The sequence below is a fragment of the Salinisphaera sp. RV14 genome (assembly GCF_052044135.1).
Taxonomy (GTDB): domain Bacteria; phylum Pseudomonadota; class Gammaproteobacteria; order Nevskiales; family Salinisphaeraceae; genus Salinisphaera.
Map to the genome: position 1 here is coordinate 161419 of NZ_JBQDYF010000001.1, position 17047 is coordinate 178465.

Consider the following 17047-nt stretch of genomic DNA (forward strand, 5'->3'; position numbering starts at 1 on the left):
GCCGGTGACTATATTTTCATCCAACGGCGACGGCGCAATACCGTTGCCATCGCAGAACCGGTGTTCCCCCTTCACCGACTCTGCCCGCGCAGCCGCACCCTACCCGAGTCGAGCGGCTGCGCTTACAGGGTGCCGCCCGCCCCCTGGCGGTGCCCACTGGCTGGCCCGGATCGGATGCCCTCCCGATTCGGGCCTCTTTTTGGGTGCGAAACAAGCCGGCATGCCCCCGAGTCAGGCCACCGTGAACGGCGATGGCAGATCGATTTCGTCGGCGGCCTGTTCAGAAACGTCGCCGACCCGGGCCATGCCGGGGCCTTCGTGCAGCCAGTCGCGCAGTGCGTCGAGATTCCCGGGCGCACCGCGAGCCATCAACTCCACATCGCCGTCGCCGCGATTTCGCACCCAGCCGTCGAGAGACAGCTTGCGGGCGGTGTCGCTGGTCGCGGCTCGAAAGCCCACGCCCTGAACCCGACCGCGGACACGGAAATAACGTGTTTCGGACATGGCGTCTTGCAGGCGTATACTCAAAGCCGAGATTGTACATGTTCGGAGACACGTGCATGTGGCGAGCCATCAAGCATCGGGCCGCCCGGCTGGGCGGTCTGGCGACGGCGGATCGGTCTGGCGCGCGCGAGGCCAGTCTTCGTCTGACCCTGCCCAATCCCTATGGCGGGCCCGCGTGGGTCACCGCCACGCTGGCGTTGTCCGCCCGTCAGCGGGGCATGGGCGAGACGGTGCGGGTGCGCGGGCATATCGACAGTTGTTTTCGCATGCCGGCACATGGTGCCGATCGTGTCGCACTGGCGCACGAAACGACCGCCGATGCGCATCCATTGACGCGTTACGCGCGCCGGGCGGCGGCCTCGTTGACGCGTCGGGCGGTGGCGCGGTTGCCTCGTGGCGCCGGTCTGCAGCTCGCTGAACAGCGCCGGCGGCGCTGGATCGACATGCAGATCAGTACGGCGCCGCTGGCGGCCGGGGCCGCTGCCTTGATGCCGGAAGCCCTGCGCGCCGTCTATGGCGATCGGTTGCCCCAGGCCATGCCGGGCGGTCCGCGTGTGGGGGTCTGGTCGGGGCCGGCCGGTGGCCCGCGTGGTGGCCTGGCGCGGCTGGCCATGGTCCAGTTCGATCAGCGTGATCGCGACGGGCACTATGGCAGCGACGCGGATGAGCGTTTCAGTCTGAATCTCAGTCTCGCCGAGGTGGTCGAGCCGGCCGGCGACAGCGATCACCCGGAGTAGGCAGGACGCCGGCACCGGTCGCGGCAGCGGCTACGCGCTGTTGTCCTGTTCCGGGTTGAAGCCCAGCCGGGCGAGCAGCCCTTCGAATTCATCGAGATCGTGGAACGCAATGCGCAGTTCACCCCGACGCCGGCCCGGGTCGTACTGGATGTGCACCGCATTGCCCACGTGCTCTGCCAGCCGCTGTTCCAGGTCTGCCAGTTCGGGCGGGACGCCGGTGGTGGTCGCGCGCGGCTGACCCTGTTCGCGCACCCAGTGTTCCAGCCGGCGTACGCTGACGCGCTCGGCCACGGCGCGCCGGGCCAGCCGGATCTGGGCCGGCACATCCAGCCCGGCCAGAATCTTGCCGTGCCCGATCGACAGTCGGTTCTCGTCGAGCAGGGCCTGGACCGGTGCGGCGAGCTGGCGCAGGCGCAGGAAATTGCTCACGTAGGCGCGTGATTTGCCGATGCGCGTGGCGATCGCGTCATGGGTCAGGCCATGGATCTCGCCCAGTCGGGCCAGGCCGTGGGCGGTATCCATCACGCCGAGCGATTCCCGTTGCAGATTCTCGATCAGTCCGAGTACGCGGGCCTGTTCAGGATCGAGATCGTTGCGCACGATCGCCGGCAGTTCGGCCAGCCCGGCGCGCTGCGCCGCGCGCCAGCGCCGCTCGCCGGCCAGCAGCCGGTAACCGTGTCCGGCATCGCCGGTCACCACGATCGGCTGGATCACCCCCGATTCGCGGATCGAGGCCGCCAGTTCGGCCAGGCCGGCCTCGTCAAAGCGTGTGCGCGCCTGATTTGGGTCGCGCACAATCGATTCGATCGGCAGTCGCGCGATACGGTGTTCGGCAGACGGAGCTGGTTTGTCGATATCGGGGGTCAAGATGGGTGGGGTCTGCGTGCTAAGCTCGAACCAACTGAGCCAGTGTAAACCCCGGCGGCCTGGCGGACCCCGAGCCGCGAGCGAGGAGTGATATGCGCATTCGGCAGTATCTCAAGCCGCGGACCGTATCGCGCGAGGTCGAGTCGATCGTGGATCGGTTGCCGATGGGCAACATCGGCAGCCTGGGGTACGACCCCTGGGGGCTGAATCCGGATACCGCCAAGATCACGTTCACGGCAGTGCGCTGGTTGTACGAGAACTACTTCCGGGTTCAGGCGCATGGTCTGGAGAACGTGGCCGCCAGCGGTCGACTGCTGATCGTCGGCAACCATAGCGGCCAGTTGCCCATGGACGGGGTGCTGGTATCGTTTGCCGTCGCCAACAAGGGCGACGGGGCGCGCCTGCCTCGGTCGATGATCGAGCGCTGGTTTCCCTCCGTACCGTTTCTCGGCAACTGGATGAACTCGGTCGGCGGTGTGATCGGCGATGCCAAGAACTGCGCCAAGATGCTCGAACGGGAGGAAGCGATCACGGTCTTTCCCGAAGGCGTGCGCGGTTCGGGCAAGCCGTATCGGCTGCGCTATCAGTTGCAGCGTTTCGGCCATGGTTTCATGCATCTGGCGATGGAGTACAACACGCCGATCGTGCCGGTCGGTGTGGTCGGTTGTGAGGAGACCATGCCGTCGCTGGTCAATATCCGGCCGCTCGCGAAGATGCTGGGCATGCCGTATTTTCCGCTCTCGCCGCTGGTGCCGCTGCCGGCCCGGGTGATTCTGAATTTCGGCCCGCCGATGCATTTCCCCAACGACGTCACCAGCGAGCGTGATGTGGAATGGCGGGTGGAAGAGGTCAAGGACGCCATCCGCGACCTGATCGATGCCGGCATCGCCCAGCGCAAGAGTATTTTCTAGATCATGAGCGCAAGCGACGACAACAAGGACGACAAGCCTTCCGCGGGGCCGGCCGGCCGGGACGCCCGCAAGACGCCGGCGCGCCGCGGCCCGGTCGGCGCGCCGAAGCCCCGGGCCTCGAAAGTCGGCATGGGGCACGGTGATCGCGGCAAGATCATGGTTACCGGGGCGGCCGGCGCGCTGGCCCAGCATGTGATCGCCGATCTGACCGAGCACGGCTACCAGGTGGTCGGCGTCGAATTCCGGGGGGTCCAGGATGAGTACCCCGATACCGTCGACTACGTCGTGGATTTCAATCAGCGTCCGTTCGAGGACGTGTTTCGCGAGCATGACTTCGTCGGGATTGCGCATCTGGGCCGTATCCGGTTCACCCAGTCGACCCGCGGCCGGCGCTATTCGGCCAATGTGGTGGGTACGTCACGTCTGTTGCGGCTGGCGCGCAAGTACGGCGTGGAGAAGGTGCTGGCGTTGTCGACCTTCCACGTCTACGGTGCGGATGCGCGTAATCCGAGCCTGATTGACGAGGAGTATCCGATGCGGGCGGCCAATCTCATGCCCGAGATCGTGGATGCCGTCGAACTCGAAAACCTGTTCAATATTCACCTGTACAAGCATCCGGAGCTCAACATCGTGGTGCTGCGCCCCTGCAATATCGCGGGTCCGGGTATCAAGAACGAAATCAGCCGCATGCTCGCCCAGCGGGTGGCGCCGTGCCTGGTCGGGTTCTCGCCGTTGATGCAGTTCATTCACGTTGCCGACATGTCGGCTGCCGTGGTCGCGGCGTTCGAGCAGAACCACCCGGGCGTATATAATGTGGCACCAGACGATTACGTGACCTATCAGGACGCCCTTCAGCTGGCAGGATGCCGCCGCCTGTTCCTGCCATCGGTTCCTCCGGCACTCGCTCGACGCGCGGTTCGCACGCTCGGTCGGTTGGCGCCGCCCGAATACCTGATCGACTTCTTCAAGTATTCGGTGATCATCGATGGTGGCCTGTTCTCACGTACCTATGACTTCACACCGCAGTATTCGCTATCGGAGTTGTTCGCCCACTATCGCGCCTTGAAGTAGCGCGGGGGCTGCGCCCGTTCCGAGGTTGAGAACTTCATGCCTACTACGTCGCGTTTCCATTTCGCCCTGGTCAGTCTTCTGTCCGTGCTGGTCCTGGCGGGCTGTGTCCACAGCCCGCCTTCGGATCCGTGGGACCCGTTGGAGCCGGTCAACCGCTTCGACTTCAAGCTCAACAACAAGGCCGACCAGTACGCCGTCCGGCCGGCGGCCAAGGTGTATAACAAGGTCGTCCCGGCGCGGGTCCAGGCCAGCGTGACCAATTTCTTCGACAATGCCAGCCAGCCGGTGACGATGGTCAACAGCCTGCTGCAGTTGAAATGGGGCAAGTTCAACCAGTCCCTCGGCCGTTTCATGATCAACACCTCGGTCGGTTTGGGCGGGCTGTTCGATGTGGCGAGCAAACTCCACGTGCCGCACCCGGACGAGGATTTCGGCCAGACCCTGGGCTACTGGGGGTTGGGTCCGGGCATGTACATCTACCTGCCCCTGCTGGGGCCGTCCGACGGGCGTGATCTGATCGGCAAATTCGGGGATCAGTTCACCAACCCGATCAACTACATGAGCCAGGTCAACGCGATCAGCAACGACTATCCCTGGGTGCCGTATGCGCTGCGCGGGATCGAGGGCCTGAACCTGCGGGCCAGCCTGCTTGGCTTTGATTCGACGCTCAAGCAGCAGTTCGATCCCTATGCCTTCGTGCGCAGCTATTATCTGGAGAGTCGCCAGAAGGCGGTGTACGACGGCAACGTGCCGGCTCGCCTGACGCGCTCCGACGACGGTTCCAGCGATTTTCCGGCCGCCGCACCCGACTCGGGCAAGAGCAACTAGTCGATTCGTGTCCGATGACGCGGATATGGCAGCGCTCATGCAGATGACGCGCGATCAGCTGCATGCGGCCGCGACGCGCTACTACAAGACCCGCGGTCCGACCGAGCCCGATGTTGTACTGATCGAGTACGGTGCGGCGCGCGCGGTGTTCAAGGACTACGGGCGCGCGCCCGGTTGGTTCAACCGCTGGCTTGCCCCGGCGCTGCTCTGGCGCGAGGTGAGCGCACTGGTGGCGCTGGATGGCCTGGACGGCGTGCCCCGTTTGTACCGCCGGGTCGATGCGCGTGGCGTGCTTGTCGAGTATTGCCCGGCGGCGCCCTGGGCGCGGGCGCGCCCGCGCGATGTGGCCTACCAGCGGCTGGATACGCTGGTGACGGCGATGCACGCGCGCGGCGTGGCGCATGGCGACCTGCGGGGCGGCGGCAATATCCTGGTCGATGATGACGATCGGCCCTATCTGGTCGATTTCGTGGCGCGCGTGCGTCGCGGTCGGCGCTGGAATCGGCCCTGGAACTGGGTCTTCGACCAGTTGGCCGCCGCGGATCGCAGCGCGCTGGCCAAGCTGCGGGTACGTCATGCGCCCCATCTCGCGAGCGCCGAGGACTATGCGCGACGCCATCCGAGCACCGGCTTCGCGCGTTTCGCACGGCGCCTCGGCCAGCGTATTCGCCGCGGCGTGCGTTTGTTCGGGGCACGCGGCTGAGCGCCCATGCTTCGATTCGTTCTGCGTCTGTTGCTCATATTCATGCCGCTCGTGCGCTGGCCGCTACGCGCATGGATCGGCACCCATGTATCGCCGTCGGACCTCAACGAGCTGGCGCTCGATATCAGCAAGCCGGTCTGCTATGTGCTGCCGGTGAACAGCCTGCTCGACTGGCTCGTGCTGGAGGCGGTCTGCGATAGCCACGGGATGCCGCGGCCCCATCTGGCCGGCAACCGGTTGCCGACGGCCCGGCGCGCGGTGGTGCTCGCCGTCCCGGTGGGGCGCTCGCGCCAGCGCTCCGAGCTGCAACGCATCGTCGCCCGGGGTCTGCACGATCAGTCGTTCGATGTGCAGCTGGTGCCGGTGTCCGTGTTCTGGGGCCGCAATCCGGTGCAGGAAACCTCGATCTTCCGGATACTTTTCGCCGATTCCGAACGCTCCAGCCGGTTGCGCAAGATACTGATCGTGGCCGCCAACGGCCGTAACACCCTGGTGCACTTCGGCCAGCCCATCGATTACCGCAATGTGGTCGACGAATCCGCCACGCCCGGCGTGCTGGTACGCAAGCTGGTGCGCGTGCTGCGGGTGCATTTCCGGCGCCAGCGCGCCGCCACGCTGGGACCGGGGGTGTCGCGCCGGGCCCAGCTTATCGACACCTTGATGGCCAGCCCCAAGGTGGTTGCCGAAGTCACGGAAACGGCGCGTCGCGAGCGCAAGAACGTGGCCGCGATTCGGGTGCGCGCGCGCGAGTATGCCGACGAGATCGCGGCCGACTACTCGAATATTGCCATCGGCTTCATGTTGCGGGTGCTGACCTGGCTTTGGCATCGCATCTACGACGGCATTGACGTCAAGCATTTGCCGCGGCTGCGCGAGGCGGCCCACGACAACCGCGAGGTGATCTATCTGCCGAGCCATCGCTCGCATATGGATTATCTGCTGCTGTCGTACATCCTCTATCAGGAAGGGCTGGCGTTGCCGCAGATCGCGGCCGGCGTGAACCTGAACTTCTGGCCGGTCGGCGGCCTGCTGCGCCGTTGCGGGGCGTTCTATCTGCGCCGCAGCTTCAAGGGCGACCGGCTGTATGCCGCCGTCTTCCGCGCCTATGTCGAGACGCTGGTCGCGCGCGGCCAGCCCATGAAGTTCTACCCCGAGGGCGGGCGCAGCCGTACCGGTCGTCTGCTCGCGCCCAAGACCGGCATGCTGCAGATGACCGTGGCCAGCGCGCTGGCCACCAGCGGTCACGCCCCGGTATCGGTGGTTCCGGTGTATATCGGCTACGACCGGGTGATGGAGGTCAAGGGCTACTTCGACGAACTGCGCGGCACGCGCGTCAAGAAGGGCGAGACCATGGGGGATCTCGTGCGCGGTTCCACCCGGGTGCTCAAACGTAAATATGGCCGTGTGTTCGTCTCCTTTGGCGCGCCGATCGAGCTGCGCGGATTCGCCGATACCCACCAGCCGGACTGGCGCGAGCGCGTGGCCGAACTCGGCGTGGATTCGCGCGCCAAGTGGCTGCAGGAGTTCACGGATACGCTGGCCGCCGAGGTCATGCGCGGCATCAATGCAACCGCCACCCTCAACGCCACCGGCCTGGCTTGTCTCATCCTGCTCGGCGCCCCACAGAAGTCGGTGGCCGAGGACGAGATGATCCACAGCATGACGTTGCTGGCCCGGCTGGCGCATGTCTGCCCGTATTCCATCGATGCCAGTGCGCCCGAGCCCGACGGCGCGGCACTGCTGGCCGAGGCGGAGCCATTGATGCGGCTGATCCGGGCGCCGCACGCCTGGGGCGATATCCTGACCGTGGATTCACGCCAGGCCGTGTTGCTGACCTATACCCGCAACAACGTCATGCATCTGTTCGCGTTGCCGTCGCTGATCGCGAACTTTTTCGCCCACTTCGAGCAGCGTAACGAAAAAGCATTGCTCGACGACGCCGTCGAACTCTACCCACTGCTGGCCTCCGAGCTGTTCCTGCGCTGGCAGGCCGACGAATGCCGCTCAGCGTTGGTCGATGCGGTCGAGGGCATGATCGAATGCGGCCTGTTGTGGCGCACCGAAAAGGGGGCGCTGCGCCGCCCGGTGGCGGGCAGCCAGGCCTTTGCCGCGCTGATGAGTCTGGCGCGCATCATGCGGGAATCGCTGGAACGCTATGCCATGACCGCCATGCTGCTGAGCCACAATCTCGAGGTCGGCGTGGTCGAACGCGGTCGCTTCGAGCGCCAGTGCCAGCTCATGGCCGAGCGCATGGCACTGTTGACCGGTCGCAACAGCCCGGAATTCTTCGACGCGCGCTTGTTCCGCAACCATCTGCAGACCCTGGTCAAGGCGGGATTGCTGCGTCAGGAAGGCAACCGGCTGTATATCGACGAATCGCTGCGGCATCTGGCCGAGCATGCCTTGCGTCTGCTCGGCTCGGACATTCGCCAGACCATTGCGCACCTGACATCCATGCCGCAGCTCGAAGACGCCGCGCCGGGGCAGACGCTGGGCTGAGCCCATGACCGGCGCTGGCTCATGCGTCTGGCGCCGAGTCGATTAACGCGCGCAACGGCGTCCGGCGCGCACTGCCAGCCGGCGGCTGCCGGCCATGCCGCGGGTGCGCGCGATGCCGGGTCGTATGCCGGCGCCGGGACGGCAGACCCGGCCCATCAATGGGCCTTGCTTTGCCAGGTTTCGATTGCCGCGATCATGTGTTCGCAGGCCTGGGTCAGGCAGTGGTGGGCATCCTTGCGCTCGTCGTCGTCCAGATGCGACCAGGCCATGGCGATGTAGCGCACGCCGGGATCGAGCACGGCCTGCGCATTGATCTGGTTGTAGGCGGTCTCGAGCGCCGCCAGGCACTGGCCGATGGCGTCCGGCGGCAACTCGGCTTCCTGGAAGACCATGACGCAGGCGGCGGTCGCCGCCCTGTCGATCAGATCGGCCTTGTCGGTGGCGGCTTCGGGATGGTGCTCGCGATACAGGTCGGCGAGCCGGGTCACCATATCGACCAGCGCCAGCATGGCCGGCATGTCGTCGAACAGATACTTGTGCCCCCGCTTGGCGGCGGTTTCGGCCGCGGCCTGCAGCGCCGGCCCCACCACGCGGTGATAGGTTGCGGGATCCAGGGCCTCGGGCGGGATGGATTCAGGGTCCAGCGGCGTGTCGTTTTCGTTGCTGCTCATCGGATCACTCTGTCATGCCGTTCAAGATAAGAGGGGGGGCGGGTCGGGTCAGCTTTCCGCGATGGTGACCAGCACGCGGCCGCCACCCATGTCGCTTCGAGTCAGCTCGATCTCGCCGTTGTAGGAATGCACGATCTCGGCGGCCACCGCCAGACCGAGCCCCTGGCCTTCGCGCGTGCGGTCGGCGCGTACGCCGCGCTCGAGCAGGCGGTGCGGCTGGGATTCGCTGAAGCCGGGGCCGTTGTCGTCGACCCATAGCGACAGCATGCCCTGGTCGCTGCGCCGGGCATCCACGATCACGCGGTCCTTGCCGTACTTGGCCGCGTTGTCCATCAGCGTCCCCAGCAGTTCCGTGATGTCGCCCTCGTCCACGGGCACGCGCAGGGTCGGCGGGATTCGGATGTCGAAGCGGATGCCGGATTCGGCGTAAACCTTGGCCAATGCCCGGCCGAGGCGCTCGGCGATGGGGGCGAGCGCGAGTCGACGCGTGAGACTGCGCTTGCCGGCGGCGGCCGCCTTCTGCAGTTGATAGTCCAGGATGTCATTCATGCGTGCCAGCTGGGATCTCAGCGCGCTGCGTTGTTCGCCGGACAGCGTCGGGTCCTCGGCAATGCCGCGCAGAATGGCCATGGGCGTCTTCAGGCTGTGCGCCAGGTCGCCGAGCGCGTTGCGGTAGCGGGTCAAGCGTGCCTGGTCGTTGACCAGCATGGTGTTCAGGTTGCTGACCAGTGGCTGGATCTCGTCCGGGTACTGGCCTTCGAGACGCCGGTCGTCATCCGACTCCAGATTGGCGAGGTTGCGCGCGAGGCGGCGCAGCGGGGCCAGCCCCCAGCGCAGGATCAGCAACTCGACGATCAGCAGAATCAATGCCGAAACCGACAACAGCGTCCACAGCACGCCCTGAAAACGCTGCATTTGTTTGGCAAAGGTGGAGGTGTTCTCGGCCACGACCAGGGTATAGCGATAGTCCTTGCCGCCTTCGGTCACCCAGCGGAAGCCGAACGACAGGGTGAGCAGCTGATTGCCATTGTCGCGTTTGAGGCGCATTTGCTGCCACTGGCCGACGGCCGGCAGGGCCGGCATGTCGATGCTGCCGAGCAATGAGGGCGAATGCCAGATCATCTGTTTTTTCTTGTTGAGCACCATGGCGTAGAGGCCGGAGTCGGGGCGGGAAAGATCGGACTCCGGCAGGACCCGCGGCGCCAGGTTGAACTGGCCGTCGTTGGTGATGTCCGCGCTGCCGAGCAGGGCATAGGACAATCCCTGCAGGCGGTCGTGCTCGGCCTGCTCGGCGCGCTCGCGAACCGCGGTCTGCAAGGCGACGCCGGTCAGCCCGATAAACGCGACCAACAGCACCGCGGTCGCGGCCAGCAGCCGCGCCCGCAGTGAGTTCATCACGGCGCGGCGCTATCGGCGGTCGGCCGCGGGCGGTCGTCGCGGGCCAGGCGATAGCCGCGGCCACGCAGGGTCTCGATCGGCTTGCGCGTGCCGTCCGGATCGAGCTTGGCACGCAGGCGACGCACGAACACCTCGATCACGTTGGAGTCGCGCTCGGCGTTCTCCTCGTAGATGTGCTCGGTCAGGGCCGTCTTCGAGATCACCTCGCCGGCGTGCAGCATCAGGTACTCGAGTACGCGATACTCGTAGGCGGTCAGATCGATCGATTCCTCGCCAACGAAGACTTCCTGGCGCGAGGTGTCGAGCACGATATCGCCGGATTCCAGCCGCGGCTGGGCCCAGCCGCGCGAGCGCCGGACCAGCGCCTGAATCCGGGCCGACAGCTCTTCCGGCTGGAACGGTTTGACCACGTAATCGTCGGCGCCGGCTTCCAGGCCCTCGACCTTGTCCTGCCAGCGGCTGCGCGCGGTGAGGATCAGAATGGGGTAGTCCAGCCCGGCTTCGCGGACTTCAGCAATGATGTCCAGACCGGTCGGGCCCGGCAGGCCGAGGTCGATGATCGCGATGTCGATCGGGTATTCCTTGGCATAGAACAGGCCTTCTTCGCCTTCGCCGGTCTCGTCGACTGCAAAGCCTTCCGAGCGCAGACGCTCGCAGACCTGGGTGCGCAGTTCGACATCGTCTTCGATCACCAGAGCTCGCATGCGTGCTTACCTTGCGGCCGGGGTCAACGGCGTGCGTCGATATCCACCACGCGAACCCGGCCATTTTCCAGAAGTTTCACCCGATAGTAAGGCCCGCCCGGTCCGTGTTCCAGTATCACGTTGAGCACGCGCCCGCCGAAGCGGTGGCGGGCGCGTTGCGCGGCCTGCTCCGGCGTGATCGCCGGGCGTTGCCGTTTCTCGCTGTTCTGGCGCTGTTGCCGGCGACGGTCGTTGTCGCCATGCGGGCCGTTGGCGTGGTCCGGCCGGGCATGAAAGTCGGTTCGCAGCAGCAGGCTGGCGTCGCCGCGCGGCGGGGTCGAACGGGTCGCCGGATCGGCCGCCGCGTTGACCGCATACGCAAGCAGCGCCAGCGCGCACATCAGCACATAGGCCAACTCGCGCGGGCCGATCGACCGCTGCATCATGCCGACGCGCCGGGCCGGGCATGCGGGCGGACGATGCATCAATAGCCCGATTGCTGGCGTTGTCGACACTGCTGGTAACGATTGTCGGCCATGCGGTTGGCGTTCCAGTTGCCCGCGGCCACACCGGCGGCAGCCCCGGCGCCGGTGGCGATATCCTGGCCGGTACCGCTACCGAACTGATTGCCGACCAGCCCGCCGAGCGCGCCACCGAGCGCTGCCTGTCCCAGCGGGCTGGTCAGACTGCGCACGAGCACATTGCGATTATCCGGAGCGTTGGCGCAGGCATAACGCCCGCCGGGCACGGCGTTGAATATCGGATCCACCTGCGGGCCGTTCCGTGTGGCGCAGGCGGCCAGAGCGAGTACGGCACCGATCAGAGCCGTCGACAGGATGGGGCGGAGCGAATTGCGCATGGTCGAGCCTCGTTTCGACGCGAAAATACAAGGCCAGCGCTGAATCGATCCTGAAGCGAGGTCGTGGTCTCGTTGTCGTCGGCAACCGGCAGCGGCCGTTCCCGCCGGCCGGTCCGGGCGCCCCGCCAGTGAGCGCCGCGCGATCTCGTATGTCGCCGTCACAGGCTCTACACTGCGCGCCATGGAGATCGCGGGTTATCGTTTCCCCAATGCACTGGCGCTGGCACCGATGGCCGGGGTGACCGACCGCGTGTTCCGGCGCCTGTGTCGCGGCTTCGGCGCGTCGCTGACGGTAGGCGAGATGGTTTCGGCTCGCACGGAATTGCGCGCTACCCGCAAGTCGCGGCTGCGGCTGGATTTCTCGGGCGAGCCCGCGCCCCGGGTCATCCAGATTGCCGGAGGCGATGCGACCGATCTGGCCACGGCGGCGCGTATCAACGCCGACGCCGGGGCCGACATCATCGACATCAATATGGGCTGCCCGGCCAAGAAGGTCTGTCGCAAGGCGGCCGGCTCGGCGCTCATGGCCGATACCGACAATGTGGCCCGGATTCTGGAGGCCGTGGTGGCGGCCTCGCCGGTACCGGTCACACTGAAGATGCGCACCGGCATCTCGGCCGATCGAATCAACGCGGTCGCCATCGCGAAGCGGGCCGAGCAGGCGGGCATTGCCGCGCTGGCCGTACACGGGCGAACCCGGGATCAGCATTATCGCGGGGTAGCGGAGTACGCCACCATCGCGGCGGTCGCGGCCTCGATTTCGATTCCGGTCTGGGCCAACGGCGATGTGGATTCGGTCGATCGCGCGCGCGAGGTGCTGGCGGCAACCGGCGCCGACGGCCTGATGATCGGGCGCGCGGCCGGTCGCCGCCCATGGCTGTTTCGTGAGCTGGCCGCCGCCATGGCGGGCAGGGTGGCGGTCGCGCCGGATCTGGCGGACGAGGCCGAAATCGTTCTGGGGTTGATCGAACAGGTGCACGATTTCTACGGTGAACAACAGGGGGTGCGGGTGGCCCGCCGGCACATCGGCTGGCTGTGCGAGCGCCGCGCGCCGCATCCGGCCCTGTACATGGATCTGATGACCGCGGCGAGCGCGGCGCGCCAGATCCGCCTGATCGAGCGTTACTTCGACGCGGCGGCTGCCGTGGCCTGGCGCGATGTGAGTTGATCCAGATCAGGTCCCGAGTGCCGGACCGGCGTTAATCTGGTGGTATGCCCGGCACTCGATCGGGTCGTGTCCGGATCACGCAGGGAACACTGCCATGAGCTACAAGAGTCTGATCATTGCCATCACGGAGGTCTCGCTGGATCGCGCCGCGATCAATCAGGCCGCCGCGCTGGCCGCGCGCTTCGACGCCCACCTGACCGGCTTGTACGTCTACGAGCCGCCGTATTATCGCTACCCGTTGGCCTACCCGAATATCGCCGATGTCGATCCCGAGGCCGCCAGCGGCCGGGATGAAGCGACCCTGGCGGCTCGCGAGGCCTTCGAGGCCGCCTGTCGGGCGGAAGGCGTGGAAACCAACGAATGGCGTTTCGTGCGGGGGGAAACGCTGAATACGCTGGCGCTGCATGCGCGTTATGCGGATGCACTGGTCATGAGCGGCGGCGATCTCGCGGCGCGGCTCGCGATCGTGTCGTCGCGCCCGGTGATCGCGGTGCCGGAAGCCGACCGGGACCGACCCCTGGGCCAGCGCATCATGTTGGCCTGGAACGCCAGCCGCGAGTCGACCCGGGCCGCGACGGCGGCGCTGCCGCTGATGGCGCGCGCCGAACAGGTGTGCGTGCTGGTGATCGATCCGGATGGCTCTGCCCATCGCCGCCTGGGCGACAATCCCGGCGCCGACATCGCGTTGTATCTGGCGCGGCACGGCATCGAGGCCGAAGTGCGTCTTGCGGACAGCGACAGTGTCGGTGTGGCCGATACGCTGCTCACCGAAGCGATCGAGATGAACGCCGATCTGGTCTGCATGGGCGCCTACGGCCACTCGCGGCTGCGCGAACTGGTGCTGGGCGGGGTGACGCGGGATGTGATCGACGCGCCGCCCCCGGTGCCGTTGTTGCTGGCGCACTGAGCCCGGCCTGCCCGCGGGCGGCGCCAGCCGCGCATCAATGTGCGTCTGGCGTCTCCCGTGCGGCCAGCTGGCTGCGCAGCGTGCGGATTTCGTCGATCAACTCCAGCGCCAGTGCGATGCCCGAGGCGTTGAGGTCGAGATCCTGTGCCAGCCGGCGCGCGGTGTGCACGCGCGGCAGTTGCGCGATGGCGAAGCGCCACTGGCGTTCGCGCGGCGCGACCGGATCGAGCACGCCATGCTCGACCAGCAGGGCGACCCATTCCGCATGGACGCCGCAGGACCGGCAAAGTTCGGCGAAGGTCAGTGTCTCGCCATGGTCGACGAGCTCGCAGGTCAGCGTATAGCGCGTGTCTTGCATGTCAGACCCCCAGTGTCTTGCGGGGATTGAAGTCGCTCTCGCGCGCCAGGCGCTCGTAGAGCGTACGGGTCTCGTCGTCGAGGCGTTCCGGCAATACGATCTTGAGGATGGCGATCAGATCGCCCGGCGTCTTGCCCGGCATGCCGCGGCCTTTCAGACGCAGTCGCCGGCCGGCGTTCGAGCCGGCCGGAATCTTGAGATCGACCGGCCCGGCCGGCGTCGGGGTCTTGACCGTCGCGCCGAGCGCGGCTTCCCAGGGGGCAACCGGCAGCTCGAGGATCAGGTTGCGGTCGTCCAGACGGAACAGGGGATGGGGGCGGAATTCGATCTCGAGATACAGGTCGCCAGCGTCGCCGCCACCGAGGCCGGGCATGCCCTGGCCGCTCAGCCGGAGCTGCTGGCCGGCACGCACGCCCTTGGGGATGTTCACCCGCACGGTGCGTTCGCGGTTGACGACGCGGCCTTGCGCATCGACTTCCGGCACGCGCAGCGACAACATTTTCTGCCCCCCCTGAAACGCGTCCTCCAGATCCAGCGCGATGCGAGCGGTCTGGTCCTGGCCGCGCATGGCGCCTCCTGCGGAGGCCCCGGGGCCCCGGTTGCTCGCGGCCCGGAATCCGCCGCGGCCGAAAAGGGATTCGAAGAAATCGCTGAAATCGCCGGCATCGGCACCGGTATAACCGCCGCCGTGAAAATCGAAGTTCGATTCCCAGCCCGGCGGTGGCTCGAAGCCGGCCCCGTCGTCGCCGGGCGCGCCCGCGCGCGGGCCGCCGCCGCGGCCGAGCTGGTCGTAGGCGGCGCGTTTTTCCGGATCCTTGAGCACCTCGTAGGCTTCGTTGGCCTCGCGGAACTTCTCGGCGGCGCCTTCCTCGCTGCTCACGTCCGGATGATACTTGCGGGCGAGCTTGCGGTAGGCCCGCTTGATGTCGTCTTCACTGGCGTCGCGCTCGACGCCGAGAATCTTGTAATAGTCCTTGTATTCCATAGGCCCGGATACGACTTTCGGCGTGGATACGATGGCTCGATTATAGGCCGGTGGCGCGGTCCTGTGGACCCGGGCCACCGGCGTTTTCAGGCACCGATCAGCGTGGGCACGGGCAGGCGTCGCAGCATCTCGTAGGTGGTGCCGCCGAGGAAGAACTCACGCAGCCGCGAGTGGCCGTAGGCCCCCATGCACAACAGGTCGGCGCCGCGTTCATCCACCTGCGCACACAACGCCTCGGCGACCGATCGCCCGCGGCAGCCGACCCGAGAGATGTCGACGGATACGCCGTGGCGGGCCAGATAAAGCGCGATATCGGCACCGGGCTCCTCGCCGTGCGGCGACACCCAGGCATGGTTGTCGTCGACCACGAGCAGAGTCACCGACTCGGCATCCTGCAGCAGCGGCAGGGCGCCGCTGATGGCGCGCTGTGCCTCGCGCGACGCATTCCAGGCGAGCACGACATGTCGGCCGAGGTCGGCGAACGGTGCATCGCTGGCCGGCAGGACCAGTACGGGCCGGGCCGAAGCCTGGGCGACGAGGGCGGCGGTGTCGGCGCTCGTATGGTCACGATCGGACGGCGCCGGGCGGCCGAGCACGACCAGATCGTGTGTCCGTGCTTCCTCGGCGATCAGGTCCGCGGTCTGGCGCCCGGCCAGGTCCGCCGTGCGATAGCGCCAGTCGTGGTCGGCCACATGCCGCGCCTCGACGCGTTCGGCGAAGGCGCGAGCCAGGTCCGTATCCCGGTCGCGCGCGGCCGCGTCGTCCTCGGCGACCACGGTCGGTGACGGCGCCACCGGATACTCGCCGGTGGCGACATAGCTGTTGTAGGTCGGGACATGGGTATGCAGCCCGGTGACATGGGCTCGCCAGCGCGCTGCCAGGACGGCGGCAGTGTCGGTGAACACGGCCTGGCTGGGCGTGTCCTGGACATGGGCGAGAAGGCTGGCGTAGCGCATGACGGGGCGTTCGGTTGGGGGTCTATCGGCGTCATCATGCCATGCGCGCCCCGGCTGACGATTGACCTGAATCAAGCGCCCTCGGGCGGCGCCGGCAAGACCGCACCGACTTGATCTGTGTCAACCCGCCCGGGCGGTCACGGGCCTAGATTCGCTCCCGGATTCATTCGACCAAGGGAGTACATCATGCACAGAAATACCTGGATCGGCGCCGGTGCGGGGCTGGCGCTCGTGCTGGGCGCGAGCGCCGCGAATGCGGCCCCCGTCTGGCACGCGGGCGACGTGATCGTGCGCGGCGGCGCCAGCGCCGTGGTTCCCGACGAACAGACCCACCGTAAATCCGGCACGCTGGCGCCGGCGCTGGCGGGCACCCATGTCGCGGTCGGCAACGACGTGAAGCCGAGCGTGACACTGGCCTACATGATCACCGATCACATCGACGTCGAATTGCTGGCGGCCTGGCCGTTCAAGCATGACGTGAAGTTGCAGGGCGGCGCGCTGGGCGGGACCGATCTCGGCTCCATCAAGCACCTGCCGCCCACGCTGAGCTTCGATTATCACTTCGAGACCGGCACGCCGTTGTCGCCCTATGTCGGCGTGGGCGTGAATTACACGCTGTTTTTCGACGAGCATGTTCACCGTCAGGCGGCCGCCGCGGGGGTGACCGGGCTCGATCTGAGCAATTCGTTCGGCCCCGCCGCCCAGGTCGGCCTGGATTACCGGATCGGCGATCACTGGCTGGTGAACGCCAACGTGCGCTACATAAGCATCGATACCAATGCGCACGTCGACACCGCCGGCGGCGGGCACACCAAGGTGAACCTCGATATCAATCCGTGGGTGTACACGGCAGCGGTGGGCTATCGCTTTTAAAGGATGAGCGGGTACCCGGGCGACTCCGGATCGGGCAGAGCCACGATCCGGAGCGCCCTGCGGGCCGGT

Annotated in this window: 19 protein-coding genes; 9 read left to right on the forward strand and 10 right to left on the reverse strand. The window is 66.8% G+C overall.

Going from position 1 to position 17047, the window contains the following annotated elements; genetic code table 11:
* Nucleotides 1-231 precede the first annotated feature (231 nt).
* Nucleotides 232-504, reverse strand: a complete 273-nt coding sequence (locus ACS8Y6_RS00725) for an acylphosphatase (RefSeq protein ID WP_440848691.1) — start codon at nucleotides 502-504, stop codon at nucleotides 232-234.
* A 56-nt stretch (nucleotides 505-560) separates the two neighbouring features.
* Between ACS8Y6_RS00725 and ACS8Y6_RS00730 the strand changes: the two genes are divergently transcribed.
* A complete protein-coding gene (locus ACS8Y6_RS00730) occupies nucleotides 561-1241 on the forward strand; it encodes a hypothetical protein (RefSeq protein ID WP_440848690.1) in 681 nt (226 codons plus the stop codon).
* Between the two features lie 30 nt (nucleotides 1242-1271).
* On the opposite strand, the gene ACS8Y6_RS00735 is transcribed toward ACS8Y6_RS00730, so the two are convergent.
* A complete protein-coding gene (locus tag ACS8Y6_RS00735; RefSeq protein ID WP_440848689.1) occupies nucleotides 1272-2108 on the reverse strand; it encodes a ParB/RepB/Spo0J family partition protein in 837 nt (278 codons plus the stop codon).
* A gap of 92 nt (nucleotides 2109-2200) precedes the next feature.
* On the opposite strand from ACS8Y6_RS00735, the gene ACS8Y6_RS00740 reads away from it, so the two are divergent.
* From ACS8Y6_RS00740 to plsB, 5 genes are read left to right on the forward strand one after another with little or no spacing between them, the layout of a single operon-like run.
* The gene (locus tag ACS8Y6_RS00740) at nucleotides 2201-3019 is read left to right on the forward strand and encodes a lysophospholipid acyltransferase family protein (protein ID WP_440848688.1); all 819 of its coding nucleotides are present in this window, start codon (nucleotides 2201-2203) and stop codon (nucleotides 3017-3019) included.
* A gap of 3 nt (nucleotides 3020-3022) precedes the next feature.
* On the forward strand, nucleotides 3023-4090 hold the full coding sequence (locus tag ACS8Y6_RS00745; protein ID WP_440848687.1) for an NAD-dependent epimerase/dehydratase family protein: 1068 nt from the start codon (nucleotides 3023-3025) through the stop codon (nucleotides 4088-4090).
* 36 nt (nucleotides 4091-4126) lie between these two features.
* The gene (locus ACS8Y6_RS00750; RefSeq protein ID WP_440848686.1) at nucleotides 4127-4918 is read left to right on the forward strand and encodes an MlaA family lipoprotein; all 792 of its coding nucleotides are present in this window, start codon (nucleotides 4127-4129) and stop codon (nucleotides 4916-4918) included.
* A 7-nt stretch (nucleotides 4919-4925) separates the two neighbouring features.
* Nucleotides 4926-5621: a hypothetical protein gene (locus ACS8Y6_RS00755; RefSeq protein WP_440848685.1), complete on the forward strand. Its 696-nt coding sequence runs from the start codon at nucleotides 4926-4928 to the stop codon at nucleotides 5619-5621.
* A gap of 6 nt (nucleotides 5622-5627) precedes the next feature.
* Nucleotides 5628-8120, forward strand: coding sequence for a glycerol-3-phosphate 1-O-acyltransferase PlsB (plsB, locus tag ACS8Y6_RS00760; RefSeq protein WP_440848684.1), 2493 nt, complete (start codon nucleotides 5628-5630; stop codon nucleotides 8118-8120).
* Nucleotides 8121-8275: 155 nt separating this feature from the next.
* On the opposite strand, the gene ACS8Y6_RS00765 is transcribed toward plsB, so the two are convergent.
* From ACS8Y6_RS00765 to ACS8Y6_RS00785, 5 genes are read right to left on the reverse strand one after another with little or no spacing between them, the layout of a single operon-like run.
* Entirely contained in the window at nucleotides 8276-8791 is a 516-nt protein-coding gene (locus ACS8Y6_RS00765; protein ID WP_440848683.1) for a hypothetical protein, read from the reverse strand.
* Nucleotides 8792-8839: 48 nt separating this feature from the next.
* Complete coding sequence (locus tag ACS8Y6_RS00770; RefSeq protein ID WP_440848682.1) at nucleotides 8840-10186, reverse strand: ATP-binding protein; 1347 nt, start codon at nucleotides 10184-10186, stop codon at nucleotides 8840-8842.
* On the reverse strand, nucleotides 10186-10893 hold the full coding sequence (locus ACS8Y6_RS00775; protein WP_037339052.1) for a response regulator transcription factor: 708 nt from the start codon (nucleotides 10891-10893) through the stop codon (nucleotides 10186-10188). Before ACS8Y6_RS00775 ends, ACS8Y6_RS00770 begins: the two co-directional genes overlap by 1 nt.
* 23 nt (nucleotides 10894-10916) lie before the next feature.
* The gene (locus tag ACS8Y6_RS00780) at nucleotides 10917-11318 is read right to left on the reverse strand and encodes a PepSY domain-containing protein (protein ID WP_440848681.1); all 402 of its coding nucleotides are present in this window, start codon (nucleotides 11316-11318) and stop codon (nucleotides 10917-10919) included.
* A gap of 38 nt (nucleotides 11319-11356) precedes the next feature.
* Nucleotides 11357-11731: a glycine zipper 2TM domain-containing protein gene (locus tag ACS8Y6_RS00785; RefSeq protein WP_440848680.1), complete on the reverse strand. Its 375-nt coding sequence runs from the start codon at nucleotides 11729-11731 to the stop codon at nucleotides 11357-11359.
* Nucleotides 11732-11912: 181 nt separating this feature from the next.
* On the opposite strand from ACS8Y6_RS00785, the gene dusB reads away from it, so the two are divergent.
* Both dusB and ACS8Y6_RS00795 read left to right on the forward strand, forming a co-directional pair.
* On the forward strand, nucleotides 11913-12899 hold the full coding sequence (gene dusB, locus ACS8Y6_RS00790; RefSeq protein WP_440854815.1) for a tRNA dihydrouridine synthase DusB: 987 nt from the start codon (nucleotides 11913-11915) through the stop codon (nucleotides 12897-12899).
* A gap of 94 nt (nucleotides 12900-12993) precedes the next feature.
* Nucleotides 12994-13806 (forward strand): universal stress protein, encoded by an 813-nt coding sequence (locus tag ACS8Y6_RS00795; RefSeq protein ID WP_440848678.1) that lies wholly within the window; start codon nucleotides 12994-12996, stop codon nucleotides 13804-13806.
* Between the two features lie 34 nt (nucleotides 13807-13840).
* Here the strand turns inward: ACS8Y6_RS00795 and ACS8Y6_RS00800 are convergent, their stop codons facing one another.
* The 3 genes from ACS8Y6_RS00800 to ACS8Y6_RS00810 all read right to left on the reverse strand — a co-directional run bounded on the left by ACS8Y6_RS00800 (nucleotide 13841) and on the right by ACS8Y6_RS00810 (nucleotide 16105).
* Complete coding sequence (locus ACS8Y6_RS00800; RefSeq protein WP_440848677.1) at nucleotides 13841-14164, reverse strand: chaperone modulator CbpM; 324 nt, start codon at nucleotides 14162-14164, stop codon at nucleotides 13841-13843.
* 1 nt (nucleotide 14165) lies between these two features.
* Nucleotides 14166-15149: a DnaJ C-terminal domain-containing protein gene (locus tag ACS8Y6_RS00805; protein ID WP_440848676.1), complete on the reverse strand. Its 984-nt coding sequence runs from the start codon at nucleotides 15147-15149 to the stop codon at nucleotides 14166-14168.
* 86 nt (nucleotides 15150-15235) lie between these two features.
* Nucleotides 15236-16105, reverse strand: coding sequence for a universal stress protein (locus ACS8Y6_RS00810; RefSeq protein WP_440848675.1), 870 nt, complete (start codon nucleotides 16103-16105; stop codon nucleotides 15236-15238).
* 186 nt (nucleotides 16106-16291) lie between these two features.
* Between ACS8Y6_RS00810 and ACS8Y6_RS00815 the strand changes: the two genes are divergently transcribed.
* Nucleotides 16292-16978, forward strand: coding sequence for an OmpW/AlkL family protein (locus tag ACS8Y6_RS00815; RefSeq protein ID WP_440848674.1), 687 nt, complete (start codon nucleotides 16292-16294; stop codon nucleotides 16976-16978).
* Nucleotides 16979-17047: the final 69 nt, after the last annotated feature.

Coding starts and splice junctions, on each gene's coding strand:
- ACS8Y6_RS00725 (WP_440848691.1), bottom strand. CDS start 504: ATGTCCGAAACACGTTATTTCCGTGTCCGCGGTCGGGTTCAGGGCGTG.
- ACS8Y6_RS00730 (WP_440848690.1), top strand. CDS start 561: ATGTGGCGAGCCATCAAGCATCGGGCCGCCCGGCTGGGCGGTCTGGCG.
- ACS8Y6_RS00740 (WP_440848688.1), top strand. CDS start 2,201: ATGCGCATTCGGCAGTATCTCAAGCCGCGGACCGTATCGCGCGAGGTC.
- ACS8Y6_RS00745 (WP_440848687.1), top strand. CDS start 3,023: ATGAGCGCAAGCGACGACAACAAGGACGACAAGCCTTCCGCGGGGCCG.
- ACS8Y6_RS00750 (WP_440848686.1), top strand. CDS start 4,127: ATGCCTACTACGTCGCGTTTCCATTTCGCCCTGGTCAGTCTTCTGTCC.
- plsB (WP_440848684.1), top strand. CDS start 5,628: ATGCTTCGATTCGTTCTGCGTCTGTTGCTCATATTCATGCCGCTCGTG.
- ACS8Y6_RS00765 (WP_440848683.1), bottom strand. CDS start 8,791: ATGAGCAGCAACGAAAACGACACGCCGCTGGACCCTGAATCCATCCCG.
- ACS8Y6_RS00770 (WP_440848682.1), bottom strand. CDS start 10,186: ATGAACTCACTGCGGGCGCGGCTGCTGGCCGCGACCGCGGTGCTGTTG.
- ACS8Y6_RS00775 (WP_037339052.1), bottom strand. CDS start 10,893: ATGCGAGCTCTGGTGATCGAAGACGATGTCGAACTGCGCACCCAGGTC.
- ACS8Y6_RS00780 (WP_440848681.1), bottom strand. CDS start 11,318: ATGATGCAGCGGTCGATCGGCCCGCGCGAGTTGGCCTATGTGCTGATG.
- ACS8Y6_RS00785 (WP_440848680.1), bottom strand. CDS start 11,731: ATGCGCAATTCGCTCCGCCCCATCCTGTCGACGGCTCTGATCGGTGCC.
- dusB (WP_440854815.1), top strand. CDS start 11,913: ATGGAGATCGCGGGTTATCGTTTCCCCAATGCACTGGCGCTGGCACCG.
- ACS8Y6_RS00795 (WP_440848678.1), top strand. CDS start 12,994: ATGAGCTACAAGAGTCTGATCATTGCCATCACGGAGGTCTCGCTGGAT.
- ACS8Y6_RS00800 (WP_440848677.1), bottom strand. CDS start 14,164: ATGCAAGACACGCGCTATACGCTGACCTGCGAGCTCGTCGACCATGGC.
- ACS8Y6_RS00805 (WP_440848676.1), bottom strand. CDS start 15,149: ATGGAATACAAGGACTATTACAAGATTCTCGGCGTCGAGCGCGACGCC.
- ACS8Y6_RS00810 (WP_440848675.1), bottom strand. CDS start 16,105: ATGCGCTACGCCAGCCTTCTCGCCCATGTCCAGGACACGCCCAGCCAG.
- ACS8Y6_RS00815 (WP_440848674.1), top strand. CDS start 16,292: ATGCACAGAAATACCTGGATCGGCGCCGGTGCGGGGCTGGCGCTCGTG.